We start from the raw sequence: 24,987 nt of genomic DNA on the forward strand, positions 1-24,987 counted from the left end.
TCGACACAGACCTGACCCGCTGGATCAGGTCTGTGTGGAAAAGGTCACGCCGCGCAGTCGCGGCACATCAGTACACCGTTGGCGTCACTGGCCAGCCGGCTGCGGTGATGGACCAGGAAGCAGCTCGAGCAGGTGAACTCGTCGGCCTGCTTGGGAACGACCCGAACCGACAGCTCCTCGCCGGACAGATCTGCACCCGGCAGCTCGAACGACTCCGCGGTGTCGGATTCGTCCACGTCCACCACGGCGGACTGAGCCTCGTTGCGTCGGGCCTTCAGTTCTTCCAGCGAGTCCTCCGACACATCGTCGGATTCTGTTCTTCTCGGTGCGTCGTAGTCGGTTGCCATTGTCTTCGTACCCCTCATCTTCGTGCGTGTGTGTGGTGAAAGCTGCCGATGTGGTCGGCTTGTGGCCGTCGGCTGTGAAGAGGGCGCTTGCTCGCTCCCACCGATGTTCGTATCTGTTCAAACCGTTCGTCGTCGCGCGGTGCCCGAAACTACACCGGGTAGTTCCCAGAACTCGCCGGTTGAAACCCGATCGAGACCTCGCTCACCTGATCGATCGTGCACCGGTGTCCGATTCTTGAAGCACCGCGGCCGCCAGACAATAGCCGAAGCCGGTCGCAAAGCAGAAACCGAATCGCCGACTGGTCCTTCACCTGGCTGCACGCCGCATCAACACCGGGATGGGCGGCTTCATTCCTTGCATCGCAGAACACTTCTCGCCGCCGGTTTCGGGCTCCGAATCGGGCGTCGCGCACGGGATCGGAGTAGGTGCCGGCCGAGTGTGCCGCCCCCACCGACCGCGGGCATCTACAGTAGGCACCGCGTCGGTGTGAACCGACTCTGTGGACCGGTCTCGGCAACTGCCGACGGAAAGGCGAAGATCACCGTGGTTTCTCTGATCACCGAAGGCCATTCGGTCGACGGTCGAGGTCGTCCGTTCCGTCGACGCCGCGCGTTTCCGATGATCGCGGTCTTCGCCGTGCTGGCCCTGCTCGGAGTGCTCGTGTGGGTCAAGGTGTTCACCACCTCCGAAGCCGCCTCCGCAACGGCCGAATGCAACGTGCCCACCACCACCGCCGCGACGGACGGGACGCAGCCGGCACCTCTCGGCGAAGAAGTGGACCCGACGACACTGCTCGACGTCGAGCCTGCCGCCCTGTCCGCGTCGAAAGTGCGCGTCTTCAACGCGAACGGTGAGCGCGGACAGGCAGCTCTCGTCGCCGCCCAGCTCATCGATTACGGTTTCGCCAGCGCACCGGACGTCCAGGTCGGCAACGATCCGGTCTACGTCGATCAGAACATGCAGTGCCAGGGCCAGATTCGGTTCGGCCCGGCCGGCCTGGCGGCAGCCAGTGCCGTGTCACTGGTCGCGCCGTGCGCCGAACTGATTCAGGATGCCCGCGCCGACGACTCGGTCGATCTGGCTCTCGGTACCTACTTCAGCGAGATCCAGCCCAACGACGACGCCGAGGAAGTGTTGCGCACGCTCGCCGGTACCGCACCCGGTGCCGCCCCTGCGCCACTCGACGCCGATCTGCTCTCGGCAGCACGCGAATCGCGCTGCTGACCGACCGGCGGCGCGTCAGCCGGGGATCGGATCGAGTGCACCCGCGCTGCGCAGTACCGCCAGGAAGGCGTTCGAGACCCCTGGGGCAGCGGCCACCGTCACCGCACCCTGAGCGCTGGTGCTGTCGGCAGCAGGCAGCCTGACCGTCGCGCCTGCCTCGGCTGCGATCAGCCCACCCGCCGCCCAATCCCACGGACTGAGCCCGTGCTCGAAGTGTGCGTCGACAACTCCGGACGCGACCATGCACAGATCGAGCGCAGCCGAACCGATCCGGCGGATGTCACGCACCTGAGGCAGCAGTTCGGAAATGATCGCGCCCTGCACCGCGCGACGACCGGATCCGTAGCCGAATCCGGTGGCCAACAACGTCATCGACACATCGGTGACTCCCGAACAGTGCAGCTGCTCCTGGGTACCGTCGGCTCGCTCCACGGTCGCCCCGCGCCCGAGAGCGGCCGAGTAGACGAGCTCGCGGGCGACGTCGACCACGGCCCCCGCAACACTGACACCGTCGATCTGAACCGCGACCGACACCGCGTACGCCGGAATTCCGTACATGAAGTTCACGGTTCCGTCGATCGGGTCGAGCACCCACCGCGCGCCGTCGAGCGAGTCGTTCTCGCTGCCTTCCTCCTCGCCGAGAATGGCATCCTGCGGCCGAAGCCGCGCCAGCAGATCGCGGAGGACGCTCTCGGTTTCGGTGTCCACGATCGTCACCGGATCGGTCGGCGTGCTCTTCGACTGCACCGCGCCGTCACCCTCGATCGGTTCGCAGCCGAAGACCTCCGGGCGGCGTCGCCTGACGTGCTCGGCGGCTCGCGTCGCGACCCGTACGGCGACCTCGCGCAGCACGTCCACCTCGCGGGTGTTCGATCCCTCTGCTGCCACCTGCTCTTCCGGCAATTGTGTACTGGCGGTGTCGGTCTGCGATCGGTCTGGTTTCGGCACACGTACATCGCAACACACACCGACGTTCGAGCACCACCGCAGCGACCGCCGGTGACGTCACCGTCCCGCGAACGCCGAAACACACTATTGTTCGGAACCGACGGCATCACACGGATTCGATCACGCCAGGAGCGGCATCCACATGACACAGGCAGGTTCGGACAACACCACCGCTGCGGCAGCGCGCCACGGGTTCGGCGTCGACGTCGGCGGCAGCGGCATCAAGGGCGGAATCGTGGACTTGAGCACCGGTGAGCTCGTCGGCGACCGCTACAAGATCGAGACGCCGCAACCGTCGACCCCCGATGCCGTCGCGCGCACCGTGGCCGAGATCGTCGCGCACTTCGAGTGGACCGGCTCGGTGGGCGTCACCCTGCCCGCGGTGGTGACCAACGGTGTCGCTCGCTCGGCCGCCAACATCGACAAGTCCTGGATCGACACCGACGCCCGCGCGCTGTTCGCGAAGGCCATCGGCACCGAGAACGTCACCGTGCTCAACGATGCGGATGCAGCCGGAGTGGCCGAGGACAAGTACGGCGGCGGCAAGGGCAGGGACGGCGTCGTCGTGCTGTTGACGTTCGGCACCGGGATAGGTTCGGCCGTGCTGCACAACGGCGTTCTGCTTCCCAACACCGAATTCGGCCACATGGAGATCGACGGCAAGGAGGCCGAGCATCGTGCGGCGTCGTCGGTGAAGGAGAACCAGGGCCTGTCCTACAAGGAGTGGGCCAAGGAGGTCTCGAAGGTTCTCGAGACGTTCGAGGCGCTGCTGTGGCCGGATCTTTTCATCGCCGGCGGCGGCATCAGCCGCAAGAGCGAGAAGTGGATTCCGCACCTGACCAATCGCACACCCGTGGTTCCGGCAACCCTGCTGAACACTGCCGGGATCGTCGGTGCCGCACTCGCAGCGGACTCCGCCGTACCGTCCGCCGAGACCGGTACGTCCGCGGGATCGCTGGGCTGACACGCGGGTTGCCACCTGCGTAGGGCGAGGGTCGGTAACAAACTCCTGAGAGGTCGTTACAATGGTGTGTGCCGGTACGCAGCCGGCCGAATCCGAAGACCTCTCCGCCGGAAACAACTCTGGCGTGACGCCGCACGACTTCGTCACGAAAGGGCGTACGTGGCAGCCACCGATATCCGTCAGACCGTAGATTCCGAAACCGAGTCTGCGACACCTGCACCTGCTGTCAAGGCACCCGCTGCGAAGGCACCGGCCAAAAAGGCACCGGCCAAGCGTGCCGCAGCCAAGAAGGCCCCGGCGAAGAAGGCCGCAGCGAAGAAGACAGCAGCTGCTCCGGCTTCCGACGACGCCGACGAGAGCACTCCCGGGATCGAGGACATCGACATCTCCGAGGGCGACCTCGCCGCTGCCGCCAACGATGTCGTCGAGGTGGTCGCCGCCGGTGACGACACCGAGGAAGACGCCACCGCCGAGCCGACTGCCGAGGACAAGGCGTCCGGCGACTTCGTCTGGGACGAAGAGGAATCCGAGGCGCTGCGTCAGGCCCGCAAGGACGCCGAGCTCACCGCGTCCGCCGACTCCGTCCGCGCGTACCTCAAGCAGATCGGTAAGGTCGCCCTCCTCAACGCCGAAGAGGAAGTCGAACTGGCCAAGCGTATCGAGGCAGGCCTGTTCGCGGTCGAGAAGATGCGTGAGTCCGCGGAGAAGGGCGAAAAGCTCCCCGTTGCGCAGCGTCGCGACATGACGTGGATCTGCCGTGACGGCAACCGCGCCAAGAACCACCTCCTCGAGGCGAACCTTCGACTCGTCGTCTCCCTGGCCAAGCGCTACACCGGCCGTGGCATGGCGTTCCTCGACCTCATCCAGGAGGGCAACCTCGGTCTGATTCGCGCGGTCGAGAAGTTCGACTACACCAAGGGCTACAAGTTCTCCACGTACGCCACGTGGTGGATCCGTCAGGCGATCACCCGGGCCATGGCCGACCAGGCCCGCACCATCCGCATCCCGGTGCACATGGTCGAGGTCATCAACAAGCTCGGACGCATCCAGCGTGAGCTCCTCCAGGATCTGGGTCGCGAACCCACTCCCGAAGAGCTCGCGAAGGAAATGGACATCACGCCGGAGAAGGTGCTGGAAATCCAGCAGTACGCGCGTGAGCCCATCTCGCTCGACCAGACCATCGGTGACGAAGGCGACAGCCAGCTCGGTGACTTCATCGAGGACTCCGAAGCCGTCGTTGCCGTGGACGCCGTGTCGTTCACGCTGCTCCAGGATCAGCTGCAGTCGGTCCTCGAGACGCTGTCCGAGCGCGAAGCAGGCGTTGTTCGTCTGCGCTTCGGCCTGACGGACGGTCAACCCCGCACCCTCGACGAGATCGGACAGGTCTACGGCGTCACGCGCGAGCGGATCCGTCAGATCGAGTCCAAGACCATGTCCAAGCTGCGTCACCCGTCGCGTTCGCAGGTACTGCGCGACTACCTGGACTGATTCGTTCGATCCACCTGGAACAACGACCGCCGATCATTCCGATCGGCGGTCGTTGCTTTTTGCGGCGTGGATGCCGTCACACCTGCGGCACCCCGAACGTTCCGTCCGGCCCCGGCCGATAGTCGACGACCGCGGTCACGGCCGCGATCGGCAGCGGTCCGTACAGATGTGGGAAGAGCATGGACTCCGGATCGGTCGGCACCCCGGGCTCCCACCGAACGGGTGCGGTCAGACGAGCCGGATCCACGCGCAGCAACACCAGATCGGTGCGGCCGGAGAAGAGCCGATTCGCGGGCAAGTGCACTTGTTCGGGTGTGGACAGGTGCACGAACCCCACGGAATCGTACGAGTCGGGGGTGTAGTCGGCCCGACCACGCATCGCGAGCCACTCCCCTGCCGTACAGATGTGAACGAGGTCGTCCTGCTTGCTGGTCACAGTTCCATTCTGCAGTGTCGAGTGCGCGTCAGGGCGGTGGAATGTCGGCAACGCCGCGATCTCTGCGCGCCGGCAGGCCGCCGACCACCACGGCCGCGATGACGGCCACGATTCCGAGAGCCTCGAGGGCCGTCGGAATCTGGGTCAGCACCACGGCACCGACCACCGTCGCCGTCGCCGGGAGCAGAGCCAGCAGCAACGCGAAGCGGGCCCGGCCCACTCGCACCAGGACGTACTGATCGAGAACGTAGGGAACAACACTCGACAACAGCCCGACGCCCAATCCGAGAACCCAGATCCGCCAGTCTCCCAATGCATCCGAGTGCGCGGCCGCGAACGGTCCGAACAGCGGAACGGCCAGTAGAACGGACGCGATTGCGAACCCGGCAGCCATGTCGTCGAGCCCCTGGCCTGCGTCGGCAACGGACTTACCCAGCACGATGTAGGCGGCCCACAAGGCCGCCGAGCCCAGCGCGAATGCGATTCCTACGAGGCCCACCTCGCCGCCCTCGAACTGCGCGGAAGCGATGGCACCGACGCCGGCCACCACCAGGAGCAGCGCGCACACATCGGCAGGCTTTCTGGACCCGGCAGCAGCGACCGCAATCGGCCCGAGAAACTCGATGGCCACCGCCGCGCCGAGTGGCAGCCTGGCGATCGCCTCGTAGAACATCGCGTTCATGCCGATCGTCGCACCGCCGAACGCGGCAGCCGTGATCACCCGTCGCACGGTCCACGCCCCGCCGGTGCCCGCCCTACGCCGCCACGGCCGTCGCCAGAGCACCAGCACCAGCGCCGCACCGAAGCCGCGCAGCCACGCCACCGCGGCCGGATCGACGACGTCGAACAGGAACACACCGATCGCCGCACCGACGTACATACACACCGCGCCGATGACGAACAGGGATGGAATACCGAGCTTCGATGCGCCGGAGAGCGAAGTGGAAGTCGAAGACACATCGGCGACCCTACTGCCGTGGCTCGCGTGAACCGGTATCAGCTCTCAGCGAACACTCTGGGAGATGTTCCTGCTCGTGGGACATGTTTCGTGTTAGTGACAACACAAAGAAACGCGCTCGGGAACAACGCGTGACCGCCATACGTCTGACAGAGTGAACGAACCGCGCCATACCGACGCGGCGGACCGGCCCCAGGCGAACGGGACAACCCGCAAGCCAGTACGGAGGAGTCATGCCCGGAACATTGACCAGCCCACAATTGACAGCAGCGGACCGGTGCGACCGGTGCGGTGCAGGGGCTCGCGCGCGTGTCGTGCTCTCGACCGGTGGAGAACTTCTCTTCTGCGGTCACCACGCCACCGAGCACGAAGCCCGTTTGCGTGAAGTGAACGCAACGGTGATGACCGAATCGGACTCCACGGTGTAACCCACCTTTTGTGTCGGGGGAAACAGGTTCGCCACGATCGACGAACACGAAGAAGACGGACGGTCATCAGACCGTCCGTCTTTTTCGTGCCCGGTTCCGCCCGAGGCGCTACATCTTCCGCAACTGCGCGATTCGCTCACCCAACTGATCGGCCGACGCCATCGCCGTCGGCGGGCCGCCGCAGATACGACGCAGATCGCCGTGAATCACCCCGTGCGGCTTCCCGGTGCGGTGGTGGTACACCGCGACCAAACTGTTCAATTCACGCCGCAGGCCGGCCAACTGGCCCGCACTGGTGGCCCTGTCGTTGACGACGGCAGGAGCCGGCACCGCAGGGCCCGCAGCAGGCTTGTCGATCTGCTCTTGCTGACGCTGACGCAACAGGTCGCGCATCTGCTTCGCGTCGAGCAAGCCGGGCAGACCGAGATAGTCGGCTTCCTCGTCGCTGCCCGAGAACGTCGCGGTACCGAACGAGGAGCCGTCATAGATCACCTGGTCCAGTTCCGCATCCGCACCCAGCGAGGTGTACGCCTTCTCTTCCTCGCCCAGTTCGTCCTTCTGCTTGTTGGCGTCGGCCAACAGCTCGTCGTCGAAACCGTCTTTCTCCCGGTGCGGTTTTCCGAGAATGTGATCGCGCTGCGCCTCGAGCTGAGACGCGAGATCCAACAGCACCGGTACCGACGGCAGGAAGACGCTCGCGGTCTCCCCCTTGCGCCGAGACCGCACGAAGCGGCCGATGGCCTGCGCGAAATACAGCGGGGTCGACGCGCTCGTCGCGTAGACACCGACGGCCAGTCGCGGAACGTCGACGCCCTCGGACACCATGCGAACCGCGACCATCCAACGCTGATCGCTCTTTCCGAACTCGGCGATGCGAGCCGAGGACGTGGGGTCGTCGGACAGCACGATCGCCGGTGTCTCCCCTGTGATCACCTCGATCAGCTTCGCGTAGGCCCGCGCCACCGTCTGATCGGTCGCGATCACCAGACCGCCTGCATCGGGCATGCCGCCTGCCCGCAGTTGCGCGAGACGCGTGTTCGCCGCCAGCAGCACGGCCGGCATCCAGTCGCCCTGCGGATCCAGTGCGGTGCGCCATGCCCTCGCGGTCTGTTCGGCATTGAGCGGCTCACCGAGCCGGGCGGTGTACTCCTCACCGGCACTGTCCCGCCAGCGCGCTTCTCCGGAGTACGCGAGAAACACGACCGGGCGGACGACGCCGTCCGCAAGGGCATCGGAGTAGCCGTACGCGTGATCGGCCTTGGACCGCATCAGGCCGTCCTGATCCGGTTCGTAGTTGACGAACGGAATGGGACTGTCGTCGCTGCGGAACGGCGTACCGGTCAGTGCGAGCCGTCGGGTCGCGTCTCCGAACGCTTCGCGAATGCCTTCACCCCAGCTCTTCGCGTCGCCGCCGTGGTGAATCTCGTCGAGAATCACGAGAGTCTTACGCGATTCGGTGCGCACCCGATGCTTGAACGGGTGCGATGCGATCTGCGCGTACGTCACGACCACGCCGTGATAGTCGCTCGAGGTCTGCCCGGTCGAGTTCGAGAAGCGCGAGTCCAATGCGATGCCGACCCTGGCCGCCGACTCCGCCCACTGGTGCTTGAGGTGCTCGGTGGGCGCGACGACGGTGACCTGATCGACGGTGCGATGGGCCAGCAGTTCGGCAGCCACCCGAAGGGCGAACGTCGTCTTGCCTGCGCCGGGCGTTGCGACCGCGAGAAAGTCCTTGGGCGAGGCGACGAGATACTTCGTCAGCGCCCGTCGCTGCCACGCGCGCAGCGGTGCTCCCCCGCTCGTGGGAGCGGCGGGCTGCTCGGTCGATGGTGGTGTCGGATCGAACATGTCAGCGCTCACTGGCCGCCGGTTCCTGGCATCGATGTAAATTCCTCGCGCTCTCGGTAGCCCTGCAGTGTCCGCGGAGGAGCCTATCGCTCCGCACCGACCGATCCCGCATCGCTGGGGCGAGTCGGATGCGACACGGCGAGTCGGCTGTTAGGCGAAGACGCCTTTCGTCAGGAATGCTGGAGGAACCATGAGCGAGTCTGCAGGCGGAACTCCACCACCGGAACGATTGTCGGCGAGAAAACCGCTACACGCGGTGTGGAAAGTGACTGTGCGCACTCTGAGCAAAGCGTGGGACGATTCGATCTTCAGCAAGGCTGCAACGGCCGCGTTCTGGCAGACGCTGTCGCTGCCACCGCTGCTGCTCGGTGTGCTGGGCAGTCTGGGACTCGTCGGCGGATGGTTCGGACCCAACACCGTCGAGATCATCGAGTCCAAGATCATCACGTTCAGCAACACCCTGTTCAGCGGCAGCGTCGTGGACCAGATCATCGCTCCGACGGTCAAGGACGTCCTCGCTCAGGGCAGCGGAGAGATCGTGTCCGTCGGCTTTCTGCTCTCGTTGTGGGCCGGGTCGTCGGCACTCTCGACGTTCGTCGATTCCATCGTGGAAGCGCACGGCCAGGCCGACGCGCGAAACCCCGTCTGGCAGCGGTTCTTCGCGCTGCTTCTCTACGTGGGTTTCCTGGTGATCGCGGTCTTCGTGCTTCCGCTCGTCGCCCTCGGACCGGTGTACGTGCAGCAGATCCTGCCGGATTCGTGGATCACGGTGGGCAGCGAGCTCGTCGACTTCTTCTACTATCCGGCCGTCGGTCTACTGCTGATAATGGGTTTGACGACGCTGTACAAGGTTGCTCTGCACACCTCGCTGCCGTGGCATCGTCTCCTCGGCGGCGCTCTGCTGGCCGGGGTGTTCTTCATGATCGCGAGCGCGGTCCTGCGTCGATACCTCGGCTGGGTGACGAGCACCGGGTACACCTACGGCGCCCTGGCGACACCCATCGCGTTTCTGCTGTTCACGTTCTTCCTCGGCTTCGCCGTCGTGCTCGGGGCCGAGTTCAACGCGACGATCCAGGAGTTCTCGCCTGCACGGGCAACACGAATGGACCAGATGCGCGAGTGGATCGCAGCGCAGACCGCAACCGACGACAAGCCGTCGGGGCCGGTGACCGCTGTCGCCCGACGGCTGGCCACGGGGCCGATCAAACTGTCCGGCGACCGCGCCCGCTCGGGGCGTCCCGAGCCGACCCCCGACCGACACCCGGGAGACGGCGCTCAGTCGCCTTTCTTCAGGCCCTCGTAGACCTTCTTGCAGTCCGGGCACACCGGTGATCCGGGCTTCGCCGACTTGGTGACGGGAAACACCTCACCGCACAGCGCGACGACGTGCGTACCCATCACCGCGCTCTCGGCGATCTTGTTCTTCTTCACGTAATGAAAGAACTTCGGCCGGTCGTCTTCCGTGGTTTCGTCCGGTGCGATATCGGGACGGTCCTTCGTCTGAGTGCTCATGAACACAGATTAATCCGTGGATCCCCATCGAGGGGTAACCGGTTGCACAAGCTCGTTGCAAGCATTCTGTGAGCAGTAGTGCCACAGTGGAGGTATGACGAGAACCCCAGGGTTCGACGGAAGCGCGTACAGCGACTCGCCGGATGGGCCCGTCCTTATCACCGAGGCGCAGCAGTCGGTCGAGGAGCAGCACAAAGCTCGCGTCCGCAAATACATGTTCATCATGTCGTTCCGCATCCCGGCGTTGGTGTTGGCTGCCATCGCGTACGGGATGTGGATGAACCCGTGGATCTCCATGGCAATAGTCGGAGCGTCCATTCCTCTGCCGTGGATGGCTGTGCTGATCGCCAACGATCGGCCGCCCCGCACCAAGGACGAGATGAGCCGGTACGACTACCGGACCGTCGACAGGCCGCAATTGGAATCGAGCAACCACCGGGTGATCGAAGCGGGCGACGACTGACGCACCGGCTCTCGCCGATGCGACACTTGCGTCGTGACTGCACCGAACTCCACGTCCCCGCTCGTCCTCGCCTGCGCCGATCTTCGTGATGCCTTCGAGCGGGCGGGGTACGACGCCGACGGCGTGCTGACGCTGCTCGGGGACGACGCCCATGCTGCCCTCGGTCGCAGCGAACCGGTGCCGGTCCGCAATGCCAGTCGGGACGGCGGCACGCTGGGTGTTCTGGTACGCCTGTTCCTTCTCGTCGACGACTGCGCCGAGTCCGACGTCGCCGACGCCATCGCGCCGTTGACGGTCGACGACGCCGTCTCGGCCGGGATCCTGACCCGTTCCGGGTCCACGGTGCGGACGCTGCTCGACATTCGACCGCTCGACGCCGGCCACGGAACCCGATGGATCGTCTCGGATCCGGACGGCAGCATGCGCGTCGCGGAGACTGCTCGCGACCACGTGCTCGGCGTCGGCCAGGCCTCGTTGTCGCTGCTGAGGGGAACCCCCACGTCGCCGGTGACCAGTGTTCTCGACGTCGGCACCGGCTGCGGCATCCAGGCCGTCCACGCCTGCGACTATGCGGCGCAGGTGACCGCAACGGACATCAGTCCGCGGTCGATGGACCTCGCGGCGGCGACAATGGCGCTCAACGGCCTCGACGTCGAGTTTCTGCACGGTTCGTGGTTCGAGCCGGTTACCGGGCGTCGATTCGATCGCATCGTCGCCAACCCGCCGTTCGTCGTCGGCCGCGCCGAAGTGCTGCATTCGTACCGCGATTCCGGCCTCGATCTCGACGGCGCGAGCGCTCTGATGATCGGCCGGGCCCCGGACCACCTGACGCTCGGTGGTACCGCTGCCATCCTGGCCTCGTGGGTGCACGTCCGCGGCGAGGACTGGCGTGCTCGCGTGGCGTCGTGGCTTCCCGCGCACGGGATCGACGCCTGGGTCGTCGAGCGCGACGTCGCCGATCCCGCGCTGTACGTGGGCACGTGGATGCGCGACGGCGGACTCGATCCCCGCGATCCCGACGCGGCCGCGGTGGCACAGTCCTGGCTCGATCACTTCGCTGCCGCCGACGTGGAAGGAATCGGTTTCGGGTTCGTCTATCTCCGCAGTACCGATGCGCCGACCGACCTTCTGGCCGAGGAGCTCACGCACGGCTTCTCCGACCCGCTGGGCAACGAAGCGATCGAGTACTTCGCGCGGCTGGACTGGCTGCGAGAGCACGACATCCTCGACTCGGTGCTGACTCTGGAACCGAACACCGCACTCGAACGGGTATATCTCCCCGGCGACGAGGGCTGGGCTCCGGTAGCGGTGCGAGTCCATCGCGGAAACGGCCCGCAGTGGCAGCACGACGTCGACGAACTCGGTGCGGCTCTGCTCGCCGGGCTGCGACCCGATGGCCTACCGGTCGGTGAACTGGTGGAGTTGCTCGCTGCTGCGCACGACGAGGACGCAGAGGAACTGGCACAGCATGCGGTGACGATGATGCAGGGGCTCGTCCGGCACGGCCTGGTTCTGCCGGCCCGATGAGTCCCGGACGTCACCCCACGAGAGCGACCGTTCCCGGCGGTTTCACTTCTCAGCAACTTCTCAGGACGAACATGACGTAATCCCTGGTCACGCGGGTATCCACCGGATCGGCGTGGGAACTTATCGGAGTCTCCCGAGCGTTGAACCCTGTGAGACACCACCGACCAGGAGGCAAGTCATGACCAGCCCCAGCACCACGATTCGTCCACGGCCGACCGACGCCGATCTGGACGCCCAGAGCCCAGCAGCCGATCTCGTTCGCGTGTACCTCAACGGAATCGGCCGCACCGCGTTGCTGACGGCTGCCGAGGAAGTAGATCTGGCCAAGAGGATCGAGGCTGGTCTGTATGCGAAGCAGGTTCTCGAGAACACGAAGAGGTTGAGCGCGGTCAAGAAGCGCAACCTCGCCATCATCGTTCGCGACGGCAGTGCCGCCCGCAGCCATCTCCTCGAAGCGAACCTTCGCCTGGTCGTGTCTCTTGCCAAGCGCTACACCGGGCGCGGTATGCCCTTGCTCGACCTGATCCAGGAGGGCAACCTCGGACTCATCCGCGCGATGGAGAAGTTCGACTACGCCAAGGGCTTCAAGTTCTCGACCTACGCGACCTGGTGGATTCGTCAGGCCATCACCCGCGGAATGGCAGATCAGAGCCGCACGATCCGGCTGCCTGTCCACCTGGTCGAACAGGTCAACAAGCTGGCCAGGATCAAGCGTGAACTGCATCAGCAGCTCGGCCGCGAGGCAACGGACGAGGAGCTGTCGAGCGAATCGGGTATCGCGGTGGAGAAGATCGCCGACCTGCTCGACCACAGTCGCGACCCGGTGAGCCTGGACATGCCGGTGGGCAGCGACGAGGAAGCACCCCTCGGCGACTTCATCGAGGACTCCGAGGCGACGTCCGCGGAGAATGCCGTCATCGCCGGACTGTTGCACAGCGACGTTCGCGTCGTTCTCGGCACTCTCGACGAGCGGGAGCAGCAGGTCATCCGTCTCCGTTACGGCCTGGACGACGGACAGCCCCGCACCCTCGATCAGATCGGCAAGCTCTTCGGCCTCTCCCGTGAGCGTGTCCGTCAGATCGAGCGCGAGGTGATGGTGAAGCTTCGGCAGGGCGACCGCGCCGAGAAGCTGCGGTCCTACGCCAGCTGAACGTCACCACCGACCGGTGGCGCAGCGGTGATCATCCCCGCTCGCGTCACCTCGTGCGGTAGCCGAGTCGACGTCCTCTCCCCCTGGGACGTCGACTCGGCTTCTGCCTTTTCGAAGCCGGTCTCGGTCAGCGCAATCGACGCGGGCCCAGATCGGCCTTGGTCGGTTCCGGACCGATGCGGACGCGAGCATCGGTGATCTGTGCGCCGTCGGCGGACGCCAGAACCGGCTCGCAGGAGATCTCACGAATGTCGGCGATGTCTTCTGCCAGTGCAGATACTCGCTGTACGAGGTCGATCAATGCGTTCTTGTTGACGGGCACCGCATTGCGATATCCGGACAGCAGCGGAGCCGCCTTGGGCGCGTCGATCAGCTGCGCGGCCTCGTCCTCGGTCAGCGGAAGTACCCGATAGGCACGGTCGCCCAGCAGGTCCGAGATGACGCCGGCCAGACCGAACGAGATGAGCGATCCGAACGACGGGTCGTCCTGTACGCGTACGACGCAGCCGATTCCCTTGACCGCCATGCGCTGGACGTGCAACAACGGCTCGCCCGAGTCTGCCGCCAGATTGCGATACGCCACCCGCACCGCGGACGCGTCCGCCATGTCCAGTCGCACTCCGCCGAGATCCGGCCGGTGCCGCCACCGTTCACCGGTCGCCTTGACCGCCACCGGGTAGCCGAGTTCGTCTGCCGCTGCGACGGCCTCGTCCTCGTCGGTCACCGTCCTGAAAGCAACGACGTCGAGGCCGTAGCAGCCCAACAACTCGGCGGTTTCGAAATCGGAGAGCCACCGTCCGTGACTGCCTGCCGAACGCCAGCCCTCGACCAGCTGCTTGGCGCGTTCGGAGTCGATGCTCTTGGGGCGGACCAGGTTCGACACCGGTCGCGACCGCCACGCGGAGTAGCGCCACGCGGCGGCGAGGGCAGCAACCGCTCGCTCCGGGCTCGAGTACGAGGGCACCGAACCGCGAATGGGGTATCCACCCGGCCCGCGGACCGCCAGGACGTCCGGAATGCCCTCGGTAGCGAGGAACGTCGAGAGTACGGGCTTGTCGGATCCACGGACGGCGTTGCCGAGCGCGGTCGCGAACGGCTCCACCTCCACCGCCACCGGGGGTACGAACACGACGATGACAGCGTCGATGTCCGACGCGGCCAGTGCCGACGACACCGCCGCGGCGAAATCCTCGGGACCGGCCTGCGGACCGACATCGATCGGGCTGCTCGCATGCAAGCCCTTGGCCCGCGCAGCATCGACCGCCAACACGCCGAGCGCAGTCGAGTTTCCCACCACGGCAACCCTCGGTCCGACGGGCAGCGGCTGGTTTCCGAAGAGCACCGCGCAATCGAAGAGTTCCGAGATGGTGTCGACCTGGATGACTCCGGCCTGAGCGAACAGTGCGCGCACGATCGAGTCGTCGATGTCGGCACCGATCGCGTGTGCGGGCGGCACGGCCCCGCGTCCGCTCTTGACCGCGATGATGGGCTTGCTGCGCGCCACCCGTCGGGCGATCCTGGTGAACTTCCTGGGATTACCGAAGCTCTCGAGGTACAGCAGGATCACCTCGGTGGCCGGGTCCGAATCCCAGTACTGCAATAGATCGTTACCGGACACATCGGCGCGGTTTCCGGCCGAGACGAAGGTCGACAGTCCGAGCCTGCGGTTGGCGGCCTCGTCCAGAATCGCGATGCCGAGGGCACCGGACTGACAGAAGAACCCGACGTTGCCCGGAGTGGGCAGATGCGGAGCCAGAGTGGCGTTCAGACCGAACTCGGGATCGGTGTTCGCCACACCGAGCGCGTTGGGCCCGATCAACCGCATTCCGTGCGCCCTCGCCGCGAGCACCAGCCGTCGCTCGCTCTCCTGCCCCGCAGGTCCGGTCTCACCGAATCCACCTGACACCACCAGCAACGCTTTGACGCCCTTGTCGAGGCAGTCGTCGAGTACCGCGTCGATCGCATCGGCCGGTACCGCGGCGATCGCAAGATCGACCGGATCCGGGATGTCGTGCACCGTGGCGTAGGCGCGGACCCCGCGAACCGAACGATGGTCGGCGTTGACGGGATAGACGGGCCCGGTGAAGTTGCCCGCCAGCAGATTCGCGAGAACGGCGTTGCCCACCTTCGAGCTGTCCGTCGACGCTCCGATCACGGCCACCGATCGTGGGCTCAGTACGTTGCGCACACTGCGGGCCTCGGCGGCACGCTCACGGGAATTGCGCACCGACAGCAGAGCTTCGCTGGGGTCGATGGCGAACTCCAGTCGCAGCACACCACCCTCGAAGGACCTGCTGACCTGGTACCCCGCCTCCCGGAAGACGGTGACCATGTTCCGGTTCTCGGCGAGCACCTCGGCGACGAACATGTTCACCCCGTTCTCGGCGGCCGCTCCCGCGAGGTGTTCGAGCAGGATCGGACCCAGCCCGCGGCCCTGGTGCGCGTCGGCGACGACGAAAGCCACCTCGGCGGAGTTGCCGTCCCCCTCGGGCAGTCGCTCGTAGCGGCCGACCGCGATGATGTCGTCACCGAGCACTGCGACGAACGCCACCCGGTCGTGGTGATCGACCGTGGTGAAGTTGAGCACGTCACGCTGCGGCATCGTGGGGTACGGGCCGAAATACCGCAGGTATCTCGTCCGCTCGGACAACCGGCCGTGGAATGCGACGATCCGTTCGGAGTCCGACGGGACGATGGGACGCAGGTGCACCACACCGCCGTCGGAGGTCAGGACGTCGGCAACCCAGTGCCGCGGAAAGGATGTTTCCGCTCGCTCCCTGGCCAGGTCCTTGTCGCTCGGTTCCTGGTCGCTCGGTTCCTGGTCGCTCGGTTCCTGGTCGCTCGGTTCCTGGTCACGCGGTTCCTTGTCACTCGGGTCCGACGCCGCAACGGCCGGCTCCTCGTCCGAGGGGCTGTCGGTCGGATCAGTCACGCGGGTCCTCCGGATCGAGTCCGAGCAGTGGAAACACTGCTCGACGGGTGGCGATGATGGCCGAGTCGACGCGTTCGAGCGCCCTGTCGGTGCCGTCGGTCCCGGCGAGGGATCCCCCGGGTCCGTCCCAGGCGGGATAGTCGACGTCTCCCCCGTCACCCATCGTCTGCGGGAGGTCGACACTCGGTGCCATGGTCCGTACTCGCTCCCGCCACGTGTCCGGCAACGCCGACATCGGGTCGATGTCGCGACCGAGCGCGGCAGCGATGAGGTAGGTCCAGGCCCGTGGAACGACGCGCACCAAGCCGTACCCTCCGCCGCCGACGGCCAACCACCGACCCTCGGAATGTTTGTCCGCCAGATCACGCATGGCCAGGAATGCCGCATTCTGGCCGTCGACGGTCAGGGCCAGGTCCGCGAGGGGATCCTCGCGGTGGCTGTCGACACCGCACTGGCTGACGATGATCTGAGGCGCGAACGCGGCGATCGCACCCGGCACGATCGCGTGGAACGCGCGCAGCCACAACCGATCCGCGGTGCCGGGCAACAATGGAACGTTGATCGAGGTTCCCTCACCGCGTTCGGCTCCCACCTCGGTCGACCATCCGGTGTTCGGCCACAGCGTCGCCGGATGTTGGTGCAACGAGACGGTGAGCACCCGCGGGTCACCGAGGAATGCCGCCTGAACGCCGTCCCCGTGATGAGCGTCGACGTCGATGTAGGCGATCCGGTCGAACCCGTTGTCCAGCAACCACGAGATAGCGATCGCGGCGTCGTTGTAGACGCAGAAGCCGGAGGCCCAGTCGGCCATCGCGTGGTGCATGCCGCCGCCGATGCTCACCGCGCGTCGAGCACGTCCCGACGCGATTTCGCGGGCGGCGGCCAGAGAGCCACCGGCGAGCATTGCGCTCGCCTCGTGCATCTGCGGAAACACCGGGTTGTCGTCGGAACCCAGTCCGTGGACGACGTCGTCGGGATCACGCAGAGCCGGGCCCTGCGACGGTGCCTGTTTGACGGCCTCGATGTAGGCGCTGGTGTGAAATCGGAGGAGCTCGGAATCCGGCGCGGCAGTGGGCTCGACGAGTTCGACGCCCGCGAGCAGGCCGATGTCGGTGGCGAGTGCCATTGTCAGATCGAGTCGAGTCGGATTCATCGGGTGGTCGTCGCTCCACCGGTAGCCGAGGTAATCCGCGCTCCACACGACGATGTCCTCGGGGCGGTTCGGGATGGACGCGGCGGCGCGTGTCGCCTGATCAGACATACGGACAAAACTACGTTGTCGGACGGGATGGTGTTGCCGGGTTCCGGTGTTGTCCCCACAGTCCCCTTGTGAGAAGCCATGGGAAACGGCGTACGCCGTTGTGGTGCGCCGCGCCCGCTGCGGCTGGGTGCAGCGCTCATTTCGGGGCGCTGACGGTAGGATCGAGCCCGACGAAGGGGTTGAGTGTGAAGGATCTGGTCGACACCACGGAGATGTACCTCCGGACGATCTACGATTTGGAAGAAGAGGGCGTGATTCCGCTCCGCGCGAGAATCGCCGAACGGCTCGAACAGAGTGGTCCCACCGTCAGCCAAACCGTTGCTCGGATGGAGCGAGACGGGCTGTTGTCCGTCGCAGGCGATCGACACCTCGAGCTGACCGAGAAGGGCCGAAGCCTGGCGGTCGCAGTCATGCGCAAACACCGTCTGGCCGAGCGTCTGCTCGTGGACATCATCGGTCTGCGCTGGGAAGACGTGCACGCCGAGGCGTGCCGTTGGGAACACGTGATGAGCGAGGAGGTCGAGCGACGTCTGGTCACCGTCCTGAACAACCCGACCACTTCGCCGTACGGCAACCCGATCCCCGGTCTGGAGGAACTAGGTCTCGGCCAGTCGACTCTGGCACCGGAAGCTCTCATCCGCCTCACGGATGTGCCCGTCGGCCAGCCGACCGCTGTCGTCGTGCGACGCCTCGCCGAGCACGTTCAGTCCGACCCGGAGGTCATCGCTCAGCTTCGCGAAGCAGGCGTGGTCCCCGATGCTCGGGTTACAGTCGAAGCCAAGCCCGGGTCGGTCACGATCACGGTGCCAGGACACAGTGGTGTCGACATATCCGAGGAAATGGCGCACGCCGTCCAGGTGAAGAAGGTCTGACCTCACACCGACGACGGCGTCGGAAGCGTGTGAGGGAGAACGAACAGTGAAGCTTCTGGTTACCGGTGGTGCCGGTTACGTCGGCAGCGTCTGCGCGGCTGTGCTCGTCGAGCGCGGTCACGAGGTCGTGGTCGTGGACAACCTGTCCACCGGTAACCGGGAAGCCGTGCCCGGTGGTGCCACATTCGTGGAAGGCGACATCAAGGACGTCGCTGCGGACGTACTGATCGGCGGTGGGTTCGACGCTGTCCTGCACTTCGCCGCGCAATCTCTCGTCGGCGAGTCGGTGGTCTCGCCCGACAAGTACTGGAGCGGAAACGTCGTCACCTCGCTGGCGTTGCTCGATGCCATTCGAGCATCCGGTACCGCGAAGCTGGTGTTCTCCTCGACCGCCGCCACGTACGGCGAGCCCGAGAAGACCCCCATCACCGAGGACGCACCCACCCGCCCCACCAACCCTTACGGTGCCACCAAACTCGCGATAGATCACGCGATCACGTCGTACGCCGCGGCCTACGGCCTCGCCGCCACGAGCCTTCGGTACTTCAACGTCGCCGGTGCCTACAACGGTTTCGGAGAGAATCGCGTCGTCGAGACCCACCTGATTCCGCTCGTGCTCCAGGTCGCACTCGGGCAGCGCGAGAAGATCTCGGTGTTCGGCACCGACTGGCCCACTCCGGACGGTACGGCTGTTCGCGACTACATCCACGTTGCCGATCTCGCCGAGGCGCACATACTCGCTGTCGATGCCGCACAACCGGGCGAGCACACCATCTACAACCTCGGCAGCGGTACCGGATTCTCCGTGCACGAGGTCATCTCGTCCTGCGAGCGCGTCACCGGTCTGCCCATCGCCGTCGAACATGCTCCCCGTCGTGCCGGTGACCCTGCCGTCTTGATCGCCTCGAGCTCGCGCGCAGTCGAGGAGTTGAAGTGGACGCCGGAGCTGACCGATCTCGATCGGATCGTGGCCGATGCGTGGACATTCCTGCAACAGCTCGGCGATCGGTCGCACGCGGCGCGCTGACCCACTCGCCTGCCGATCGTCGATGTGCTCGACTGCTGTCACCGTCGCCCGAAGGGGTCGCCGGGGAGCCGAACTCCGCAGGCGCGAGCACACGCGAAGCCGCTCTCGGCCACTTCCCGAACGAGCTCGGGACCTGCGCCGGCGCTGAGCGACCGGTCCAACAGTCGCGCCAGCGAGTAGTTCTCGTCGGCTTCCAGTGCCGCATCGATCGCGATGCGGGCCATCGGTCCGTCTCCGCGGACGTACGCGCTGAAGGCCAGAAGTGTTGCGGCGATGGCTCGTTCGTCCTTCGGCAGGACGCAGGACATCCTCGCCCAGAACTCTTCGACGAATCCCGCGTCGTCACCGAGAGTCAGGGCCAGCAGTGCGTCTCGCACCTGGACATGACCGATCGCGAGTGCGATCCGAGCGATGTCGGTCGGATCCAATTCGCTGTCGTACGGCGCTCGCGCGACGTACGACAGCACCGACGTCAGCTCGTCGGTACGAGATCGAACCCCGTCCCGTCGTTGTCGCGCGATCTCGGCGGCAACGGCCCGCACGATCGCGTCGGGGCCCGGCACGATGGTCTCGGCCAGCTCGGACCTGGATCGTCGGACGGAGTAGCCGTCGAGCACGCGGGCCACGGTCATCGGCGACGCCGACGGATCGGACATCAGGCCGTGCCGCTGTGGTCCGCGCAACGTCCACCAGTCGGCTGATTCGGCGATCTCCGACGCCGCAAGGGCCTCACCGAGCTGCACTCCGAACGAGGCGAGTGTGGCGTCGAGTTCGGTCACCAGTGCTTCCACGTCGAGTAGATGCGGTGTCCGGACGGTTCGATCGAGCCTGTCGTCGACGAACACCGCCATGACCGCGGGAATGTTCTCCATCGCGCAGTAGCCGGCCAGGTAGGCGATGACGTCGAGCATCTCCGGGGTCGCGCGGGTGTGACTGCCCGCGCGCCGATCGATGTGATCGCCGGCCAGGACGAGGTCGTGACGCATCGTGGGTCCGACGCTCGCACCGCCGTCCTTGACCGCGATGAGCACCATCGATCGGTGCGGGTGGAACCCGAGCATGGCCGGTACCGCTGTGATCAGGTCGCTCGGGTGACCGAGCCGTACGCGATGGCGGGAGTCGAAGTTGCCGTGAGAGTTCGTCGGTGTGTACATACCGGAGAATCCTGGCCGGGGTCCCGACGATCGAAAAAGTCTCGACCTGGGCTTTCGCACTGCCCTGTGGAGAACTGCCGCGCTGTGGATGAATCGCGACGCCGGCGCTGTGTCCGACCGATTCGTGTCGGTGCCGTCTGCTAGTGCTGCGTCAGCTCTGGCCGACTTTCTGGACTGCCGCGGTGAACAGCTCGTCGAGGGTCATCGCATCGGGCGTGCCCGAGCCGAACGACATGAACGTGGCCGATACTCGCACTCCGTCGACCTGGGCCATCAGTGTCAGCATCGACTGGGTGACGGCGTCGCCGCCTGCTCCCGATGCGACGGTCTGCCGGACGGCCAATGTGTCGTCCGCATCGATGGTCGGTGCAGGCGTCAGAGTGGAGGTCACCGTCGAGGTCGCGCCGGACTTGGTTGCGGTCACCTCGCCGCACTGTTCGAGCTGCTCCTTGCGCGCCGAGAGCGGTTCGTCCACCGCGGTCAACTCGATCGAGATGGTGGACCGGCTGTCGTTGTCGGTGCCGACGATCATGGCCGTGCCCGTCGGGCCGAAATCTTGGTCGGCGGGCTTGCATCCCGCCGGGCTGACCTCGGCACCGGCAGGAATTCCGCTGAGATCGGGTGCGGCTTGCGAGATCGCCTGCTGGGGCAGCACCAGGGCGTCGTACGGTGCCGGGAAGCTGGACGGGTCGATCAGCAGCGTGTTCAGATCCACGCCGGACTGCGGCGACGAGGTGGTGGCACCTGCACTGGGCTCGGGAGAGCCGGTGACGGTCGAGCTGCAGCCGGCCAGCACGAGAGCTGCGCTCGCCGCCGAGGTCACGGCGATGGACAGGCGGGTTCTGCGTGCGGCGGGGCTCACAAGACGTCCTCTTCGGGTCGATGGGACGCCGAAGCACACGCTCCGGCGTCCCACCACTGTCTCATTCCGACCACCTCGAACGCGGCAGGCGACCTACCGCAGTGTCGCGAATTCAGCTGCCGCGGGCGATCCACTCCTCGAGGTGCGGTGCTTCGTCGCCGATGCGTGTGCCGTCACCGTGGCCGGTGTTGACTCGGGTGTCGACAGGCAGGGCGAAGAGCCGATCTCGGATGGACCCGATGATGGTCGGGAAATCCGAGTACGACCGTCCGGTGGCACCCGGGCCGCCGGAGAAGAGGGTGTCGCCGCTGAACAACTCCCCCGCTTCCGGTAGGTACAGGCACGTCGACCCGGGTGAGTGCCCGGGCGTGTGCAGCGCCAGGATGTCGGTTCCGGCCACGGTGATGCGCTGACCGTCCTCGAGGGTCGAGTGCCCGACGCCAGGGTGCGTCTGCTCCCACAGCATGTCGTCGGCGGGGTGCAGCAGAATCGGCGCGTCCAAGGTCTCGGCCAGTTCCGGTGCCACGGTCACGTGGTCGTTGTGGCCGTGGGTGCAGATGACGGCCTTCACCGTCCGGCCGGCAACCGCGTCGACGATCGGCGCCGCGGTGTGCGCTGCGTCGACGATCACCACCTCGTCGTCGTCGCCGATCAGCCAGATGTTGTTGTCGACGTCCCAGGTGCCACCGTCGAGGCTGAACGTGCCCGAGGTGACGACGTTCTGGACGCGGAACTGCCCGCTCACAGGACGACCACCGAACGCAGGACGGTGCCCTGATGCATCTTCTCGAAGGCGGCTTCGACGTCGTCGATGGTGATGCGTTCGGTGACGAACTTCTCGAGCGGCAGACGGCCCTGCTGATACAGATCGACCAACTGCGGGAAGTCGCGCTCGGGCAGGCAGTCTCCGTACCAGGAGGACTTGAGCGATCCGCCGCGGGAGAAGAAGTCGATCAGCGGCATCTCGAGGGTCATCTCGGGTGTCGGCACGCCGACGAGCACCACGGTTCCGGCGAGGTCGCGGGCGTAGAACGCCTGCTTCCAGGTCTCCGGGCGACCGACGGCGTCGATGACCACGTCGGCACCGAAGCCTCCGGTGAGCTCCTGGACTGCTTCGACGGCGTCGACCACCGACGAGTCGACGGTGTGGGTGGCTCCGAGGCCCAGTGCCCATTCGAGCTTGCCGGGGTCACGATCGACCGCGATGATCGTCGACGCGCCGGCCAGGCGTGCTCCGGCGATCGCGGCATCGCCCACACCGCCGCAGCCGATCACGGCCACCGAGTCTCCGCGCGAGACGTTGCCGGTGTTCATCGCCGCTCCCAGACCGGCCATCACGCCACAGCCGAGCAGTCCGACCACGGCGGGATCGGCGTCTGCGGCGACTTTGGTGCACTGGCCCTCGTGGACCAGGGTCTTCTCGGCGAATGCGCCGATGCCCAGCGCCGGGGTCAACTCGGTACCGTCCTCGAGGGTCATCTTCTGTGCTGCGTTGTGGGTGTCGAAGCAGTACCACGGAGTGCCGCGCTTGCAGGCTCGACATTCGCCGCACACGGCGCGCCAGTTCAGTACGACGAAGTCTCCGACCTCGACGTGCTCGACGCGGTCGCCGATGGTCTCGACGATTCCGGCCGCCTCGTGTCCGAGCAGAAACGGGAATTCGTCGTTGATGCCGCCTTCGCGGTAGTGCAGGTCGGTGTGACACACCCCGCAGGCCTGGATCTTCACGACGACCTCGTTGGGCCCGGGATCGGGGATGGTGATCGTCTCGATGGAGACGGGCTCGCCCTTGCTCTTGGCGACGACGGCGCGGACCTGCTGCGGCATGTGTTCCTCCACTGAAAATCGGGTGTTTCGTGCTCTGTTCAGCCTCGCACAACGCATCAGCACGTGGCGACATCTGCATGGGTTCGACGCACCGAATCGTGGAGTTCACAAGGTTGTGACCGGGTGGGCACGCAGTCTTTGCGTGCGAGCGGTAACTATGACGAATGTCTGAACCCATGCAGTACGACCTGGTGGTCATCGGCTCCGGCCCCGGTGGGCAGAAGGCGGCCATTGCGGCTGCGAAGCTCGGCAAGCGGGTGGCGATCGTGGAGAAGGGCCACATGCTCGGCGGGGTCTGCGTCAACACCGGGACCATTCCGTCCAAGACGCTGCGCGAGGCCGTTCTGTATCTCACGGGCATGAATCAACGGGAGCTGTACGGGGCGAGTTACCGGGTGAAGGCCGATATCACTCCTGCCGATCTGTTGGCCCGAACCCAGCACGTGATCGGCAAGGAGATCGAGGTGGTGCGTTCGCAGCTGCTCCGGAACCGCATCGAGTTGATCACCGGCGTCGGCAAGTTTCTCGACGCGCACACCATCGTCGTGGAGGACGAGACGCGGGGTGAGCGCATCACTGTCGCGGCCGCCAACGTGGTGATCGCCACCGGCACCGCTCCTGCCCGTCCGGCCGACGTCGCGTTCGACGACTATCGAGTGCTCGACTCGGACGGAATCCTCAATCTCGAGTTCATTCCGGCGTCGATGGTCGTCGTCGGGGCCGGCGTCATCGGAATCGAGTACGCGTCGATGTTCGCTGCCCTGGGAACGAAGGTCACCGTCGTCGAGAAGCGGGATTCGATGCTCGACTTCTGCGATCGAGAGATCATCGAGTCGTTGCAGTTCCACCTCCGCGATCTCGCGGTGACGTTCCGATTCGGCGAGGCGGTGACCGCGGTCGACGTCGGGCCGAACGGGACCGTGACCACGCTGGCGAGCGGTAAGCGCATCCCGGCGGAGACGGTGATGTACTCGGCCGGTCGGCAGGGGCTGACCACGGCGCTGGATCTCGAGAACGCAGGTCTCGAGGCGGACGCCCGAGGGCGGATCTTCGTCGACGAGCATTTCCAGACCAAGGTCGATCACATCTATGCCGTCGGCGATGTCATCGGGTTCCCGGCGTTGGCCGCGACGTCGATGGATCAGGGCAGGTTGGCCGCGTATCACGCGTTCGGCGAGTCCGACGCGAAGTTGACCGACGTTCAGCCCATCGGCATCTACTCCATCCCCGAGGTCTCGTACGTCGGAGCCACCGAGGTCGACCTGACGAAGGGATCGATCCCCTACGAGGTCGGTGTATCGAGATACCGCGAACTCGCCCGGGGTCAGATCGCCGGCGACTCGTACGGGATGTTGAAGTTGCTCGTCTCCACCGAGGATCGGTCGATTCTGGGCGTGCACATCTTCGGTTCGGGTGCGACGGATCTGGTGCACATCGGGCAGGCGGTGATGGGGTGCGGCGGCACCGTCGACTATCTCGTCGATGCCGTGTTCAACTACCCGACGCTGTCCGAGGCGTACAAGGTCGCAGCCCTCGACGTCACCAACAAGATTCGTGCACTGGCCAACTTCGACCGCTGATCGGCTCGAGTCACCGAGAGCCCCTCGGCGCAGAATCGGCGACCGTCCGGGAATGAACGGCGGGCAACCGGTTGTTCTTGTCGGTAGTGATTCGCCACGTTCGACGTCGGCGCGTACACGGCGCGAGCCGAGGGTCGGCGTATTCTGGCTCGAATCTCGCGTCGAGGTACCGACGAGT

General features: G+C 65.9%; 23 protein-coding genes. 11 read left to right on the forward strand and 12 right to left on the reverse strand.

Translation table 11 applies throughout. The features are described from left to right. Positions 1–44: 44 nt before the first annotated feature. Positions 45–347: a DUF4193 domain-containing protein gene (locus tag QM615_RS01980; protein ID WP_027496891.1), complete on the reverse strand. Its 303-nt coding sequence runs from the start codon at positions 345–347 to the stop codon at positions 45–47. Positions 348–891: 544 nt separating this feature from the next. On the opposite strand from QM615_RS01980, the gene cei reads away from it, so the two are divergent. Beyond that, on the forward strand, positions 892–1,572 hold the full coding sequence (gene cei / locus QM615_RS01985; protein ID WP_068050645.1) for an envelope integrity protein Cei: 681 nt from the start codon (positions 892–894) through the stop codon (positions 1,570–1,572). A 15-nt stretch (positions 1,573–1,587) separates the two neighbouring features. On the opposite strand, the gene QM615_RS01990 is transcribed toward cei, so the two are convergent. Further along, entirely contained in the window at positions 1,588–2,475 is an 888-nt protein-coding gene (locus tag QM615_RS01990; RefSeq protein ID WP_410482236.1) for an inositol monophosphatase family protein, read from the reverse strand. A 187-nt stretch (positions 2,476–2,662) separates the two neighbouring features. Between QM615_RS01990 and ppgK the strand changes: the two genes are divergently transcribed. Both ppgK and QM615_RS02000 read left to right on the forward strand, forming a co-directional pair. After that, complete coding sequence (gene ppgK, locus QM615_RS01995) at positions 2,663–3,484, forward strand: polyphosphate--glucose phosphotransferase (protein WP_149405894.1); 822 nt, start codon at positions 2,663–2,665, stop codon at positions 3,482–3,484. A 159-nt stretch (positions 3,485–3,643) separates the two neighbouring features. Next, on the forward strand, positions 3,644–4,972 hold the full coding sequence (locus QM615_RS02000) for an RNA polymerase sigma factor (RefSeq protein ID WP_068050647.1): 1,329 nt from the start codon (positions 3,644–3,646) through the stop codon (positions 4,970–4,972). A 76-nt stretch (positions 4,973–5,048) separates the two neighbouring features. Here QM615_RS02000 and QM615_RS02005 read toward each other — a convergent pair whose 3' ends face one another. After that, positions 5,049–5,408 (reverse strand): DUF952 domain-containing protein, encoded by a 360-nt coding sequence (locus QM615_RS02005; protein ID WP_149405895.1) that lies wholly within the window; start codon positions 5,406–5,408, stop codon positions 5,049–5,051. Positions 5,409–5,436: 28 nt separating this feature from the next. Then, complete coding sequence (locus tag QM615_RS02010) at positions 5,437–6,366, reverse strand: EamA family transporter (RefSeq protein ID WP_149405896.1); 930 nt, start codon at positions 6,364–6,366, stop codon at positions 5,437–5,439. A gap of 233 nt (positions 6,367–6,599) precedes the next feature. Here QM615_RS02010 and QM615_RS02015 point away from each other — a divergent pair, with 233 nt between their 5' ends. Then, entirely contained in the window at positions 6,600–6,794 is a 195-nt protein-coding gene (locus QM615_RS02015; protein WP_027496884.1) for a DUF7455 domain-containing protein, read from the forward strand. A 108-nt stretch (positions 6,795–6,902) separates the two neighbouring features. Here QM615_RS02015 and QM615_RS02020 read toward each other — a convergent pair whose 3' ends face one another. Next, positions 6,903–8,642, reverse strand: coding sequence for a DEAD/DEAH box helicase (locus QM615_RS02020; RefSeq protein WP_094642023.1), 1,740 nt, complete (start codon positions 8,640–8,642; stop codon positions 6,903–6,905). Between the two features lie 190 nt (positions 8,643–8,832). Between QM615_RS02020 and QM615_RS02025 the strand changes: the two genes are divergently transcribed. Then, the gene (locus QM615_RS02025; protein ID WP_262498341.1) at positions 8,833–9,945 is read left to right on the forward strand and encodes a YihY/virulence factor BrkB family protein; all 1,113 of its coding nucleotides are present in this window, start codon (positions 8,833–8,835) and stop codon (positions 9,943–9,945) included. On the opposite strand, the gene QM615_RS02030 is transcribed toward QM615_RS02025, so the two are convergent. Next, the gene (locus QM615_RS02030; RefSeq protein WP_068050652.1) at positions 9,918–10,154 is read right to left on the reverse strand and encodes a DUF3039 domain-containing protein; all 237 of its coding nucleotides are present in this window, start codon (positions 10,152–10,154) and stop codon (positions 9,918–9,920) included. The two genes, QM615_RS02025 and QM615_RS02030, sit on opposite strands and share 28 nt — an antisense overlap. Before the next feature lie 94 nt (positions 10,155–10,248). Here QM615_RS02030 and QM615_RS02035 point away from each other — a divergent pair, with 94 nt between their 5' ends. The 3 genes from QM615_RS02035 (at position 10,249) to QM615_RS02045 (ending at position 13,294) form a co-directional block, all read left to right on the forward strand. Beyond that, positions 10,249–10,617 carry a DUF3099 domain-containing protein gene (locus tag QM615_RS02035; RefSeq protein WP_068050653.1) on the forward strand — a complete coding sequence of 123 codons (369 nt, stop codon included), beginning with the start codon at positions 10,249–10,251 and terminating at the stop codon, positions 10,615–10,617. A gap of 33 nt (positions 10,618–10,650) precedes the next feature. Further along, complete coding sequence (locus QM615_RS02040) at positions 10,651–12,144, forward strand: DUF7782 domain-containing protein (RefSeq protein ID WP_149405897.1); 1,494 nt, start codon at positions 10,651–10,653, stop codon at positions 12,142–12,144. 178 nt (positions 12,145–12,322) lie between these two features. Beyond that, positions 12,323–13,294, forward strand: coding sequence for a sigma-70 family RNA polymerase sigma factor (locus QM615_RS02045; RefSeq protein ID WP_032377730.1), 972 nt, complete (start codon positions 12,323–12,325; stop codon positions 13,292–13,294). A gap of 127 nt (positions 13,295–13,421) precedes the next feature. Here QM615_RS02045 and QM615_RS02050 read toward each other — a convergent pair whose 3' ends face one another. Together QM615_RS02050 and QM615_RS02055 are read right to left on the reverse strand one after the other, a co-directional pair. Then, positions 13,422–16,079 carry a bifunctional acetate--CoA ligase family protein/GNAT family N-acetyltransferase gene (locus QM615_RS02050; RefSeq protein WP_149406046.1) on the reverse strand — a complete coding sequence of 886 codons (2,658 nt, stop codon included), beginning with the start codon at positions 16,077–16,079 and terminating at the stop codon, positions 13,422–13,424. Between the two features lie 139 nt (positions 16,080–16,218). Continuing rightward, a complete protein-coding gene (locus QM615_RS02055) occupies positions 16,219–17,487 on the reverse strand; it encodes an acetoin utilization protein AcuC (RefSeq protein ID WP_149405898.1) in 1,269 nt (422 codons plus the stop codon). Positions 17,488–17,672: 185 nt separating this feature from the next. Here QM615_RS02055 and QM615_RS02060 point away from each other — a divergent pair, with 185 nt between their 5' ends. Together QM615_RS02060 and galE are read left to right on the forward strand one after the other, a co-directional pair. Further along, a complete protein-coding gene (locus QM615_RS02060) occupies positions 17,673–18,359 on the forward strand; it encodes an iron-dependent transcriptional repressor DtxR (protein ID WP_068050657.1) in 687 nt (228 codons plus the stop codon). A gap of 46 nt (positions 18,360–18,405) precedes the next feature. After that, complete coding sequence (galE, locus tag QM615_RS02065; protein WP_149405899.1) at positions 18,406–19,386, forward strand: UDP-glucose 4-epimerase GalE; 981 nt, start codon at positions 18,406–18,408, stop codon at positions 19,384–19,386. 38 nt (positions 19,387–19,424) lie between these two features. Here the strand turns inward: galE and QM615_RS02070 are convergent, their stop codons facing one another. From QM615_RS02070 to QM615_RS02085, 4 genes are all read right to left on the reverse strand, one after another. Continuing rightward, positions 19,425–20,540: a DUF4192 domain-containing protein gene (locus QM615_RS02070; protein ID WP_149405900.1), complete on the reverse strand. Its 1,116-nt coding sequence runs from the start codon at positions 20,538–20,540 to the stop codon at positions 19,425–19,427. A gap of 151 nt (positions 20,541–20,691) precedes the next feature. Beyond that, entirely contained in the window at positions 20,692–21,402 is a 711-nt protein-coding gene (locus QM615_RS02075; protein WP_149405901.1) for a DUF5642 family protein, read from the reverse strand. Positions 21,403–21,514: 112 nt separating this feature from the next. Continuing rightward, entirely contained in the window at positions 21,515–22,147 is a 633-nt protein-coding gene (locus QM615_RS02080) for an MBL fold metallo-hydrolase (RefSeq protein ID WP_149405902.1), read from the reverse strand. Beyond that, positions 22,144–23,229, reverse strand: a complete 1,086-nt coding sequence (locus QM615_RS02085) for an S-(hydroxymethyl)mycothiol dehydrogenase (protein ID WP_068050661.1) — start codon at positions 23,227–23,229, stop codon at positions 22,144–22,146. Before QM615_RS02085 ends, QM615_RS02080 begins: the two co-directional genes overlap by 4 nt. Positions 23,230–23,393: 164 nt before the next feature. On the opposite strand from QM615_RS02085, the gene sthA reads away from it, so the two are divergent. Further along, entirely contained in the window at positions 23,394–24,809 is a 1,416-nt protein-coding gene (gene sthA, locus QM615_RS02090; protein ID WP_149405903.1) for a Si-specific NAD(P)(+) transhydrogenase, read from the forward strand. Positions 24,810–24,987: the final 178 nt, after the last annotated feature.

Source organism: Rhodococcus sp. IEGM 1341 (assembly GCF_030056895.1).
In the GTDB taxonomy this organism is placed as follows: domain Bacteria; phylum Actinomycetota; class Actinomycetes; order Mycobacteriales; family Mycobacteriaceae; genus Rhodococcoides.

Coding starts and splice junctions, on each gene's coding strand:
- QM615_RS02015 (WP_027496884.1), top strand. CDS start 6,600: ATGCCCGGAACATTGACCAGCCCACAATTGACAGCAGCGGACCGGTGC.
- QM615_RS02025 (WP_262498341.1), top strand. CDS start 8,833: ATGAGCGAGTCTGCAGGCGGAACTCCACCACCGGAACGATTGTCGGCG.
- QM615_RS02030 (WP_068050652.1), bottom strand. CDS start 10,154: ATGAGCACTCAGACGAAGGACCGTCCCGATATCGCACCGGACGAAACC.
- QM615_RS02045 (WP_032377730.1), top strand. CDS start 12,323: ATGACCAGCCCCAGCACCACGATTCGTCCACGGCCGACCGACGCCGAT.
- QM615_RS02020 (WP_094642023.1), bottom strand. CDS start 8,642: ATGTTCGATCCGACACCACCATCGACCGAGCAGCCCGCCGCTCCCACG.
- QM615_RS02035 (WP_068050653.1), top strand. CDS start 10,249: ATGACGAGAACCCCAGGGTTCGACGGAAGCGCGTACAGCGACTCGCCG.
- sthA (WP_149405903.1), top strand. CDS start 23,394: ATGTCTGAACCCATGCAGTACGACCTGGTGGTCATCGGCTCCGGCCCC.
- ppgK (WP_149405894.1), top strand. CDS start 2,663: ATGACACAGGCAGGTTCGGACAACACCACCGCTGCGGCAGCGCGCCAC.
- QM615_RS02085 (WP_068050661.1), bottom strand. CDS start 23,229: ATGCCGCAGCAGGTCCGCGCCGTCGTCGCCAAGAGCAAGGGCGAGCCC.
- QM615_RS02055 (WP_149405898.1), bottom strand. CDS start 17,487: ATGTCTGATCAGGCGACACGCGCCGCCGCGTCCATCCCGAACCGCCCC.
- QM615_RS02070 (WP_149405900.1), bottom strand. CDS start 20,540: ATGTACACACCGACGAACTCTCACGGCAACTTCGACTCCCGCCATCGC.
- QM615_RS01980 (WP_027496891.1), bottom strand. CDS start 347: ATGGCAACCGACTACGACGCACCGAGAAGAACAGAATCCGACGATGTG.